Genomic DNA, 858 nt, shown 5'->3' on the forward strand with positions numbered 1-858 from the left:
AAGTGTCAGCGGTCAATTTGACCGTCGAAGTGTCGATGGTGTCGGTGACTTGAGTGACGGCTGGCGTGGTGCTTGGAACCAGGCTTTCGAAGTTGCCACCAGTGGCGCTGGTGATCGTTGCCTGCACAGAACCGGCGTCTTTGTAGACGTCATCGGACGGTGCCGGAACGGTCGCAGTGCCGCTGGTTTCGCCAGCCTTGATGGTGATGACAGCGCCGTTCGACAAGGTCACGGTCACAGGCGAGCCTGCTGCGTTGGTCAAGGTCGCGGTGTACGTAATCTGACCGCCCTCAGCCACAGAACCGGTCGCGCTCAGCGACAGATTTGTAGTGTCGGCAACGTCTGTGACGGAAGTCGAAACCGGGGTTTTGTCCGCCACCAGATTTTCGAAGTTACCGCCGCTTACGCCAGTGATCGAGTTGGTCAGCGGAGCGTTTCCAGCCAATGCATCGTTCGGTGCAGTGTAGGTGATGGAACCAGTGGTCTGGCCGACGGCGATGGTGATGTTCTGACCGTTCGCCAGGGTCACGACCACAGGCGAACCAGTAACTGGTGCGCCGACGGTGGCGGTGTAAGTAACGGTACCGCCTTCGGCCACCGAAGTATCAGCCGTCAGTTTGACGGTCGAGGTGTCGATGGTGTCGGTGACTGTCGTCACGGCTGGAGCAGTGCTCGGAACAAGGTTCTCGAAATTGCCACCATTGGCGCTGGTGATCGTTGCCTGCACGGAGCCGGCGTCTTTGTAGACGTCATCGGACGGTGCCGGAACGGTCGCAGTGCCGGTGGTTTCGCCAGCCTTGATGGTGATCACGGCACCGTTCGACAGGGTCACGGTAACAGGCGAGCCTGCAGCGTTGG

Annotated in this window: 1 protein-coding gene; it reads right to left on the bottom strand. The window is 59.9% G+C overall.

Features of this window, described 5'->3' with window-relative positions; all coding sequences use genetic code 11:
- On the bottom strand, positions 1 to 858 hold an 858-nt coding region (locus AEQ63_RS00035), incomplete at both ends, for an immunoglobulin-like domain-containing protein (RefSeq protein WP_177330578.1).

It is taken from the genome of Pseudomonas sp. RIT-PI-o, assembly GCF_001297215.1.
In the GTDB taxonomy this organism is placed as follows: Bacteria; Pseudomonadota; Gammaproteobacteria; order Pseudomonadales; family Pseudomonadaceae; genus Aquipseudomonas; species Aquipseudomonas moraviensis_A.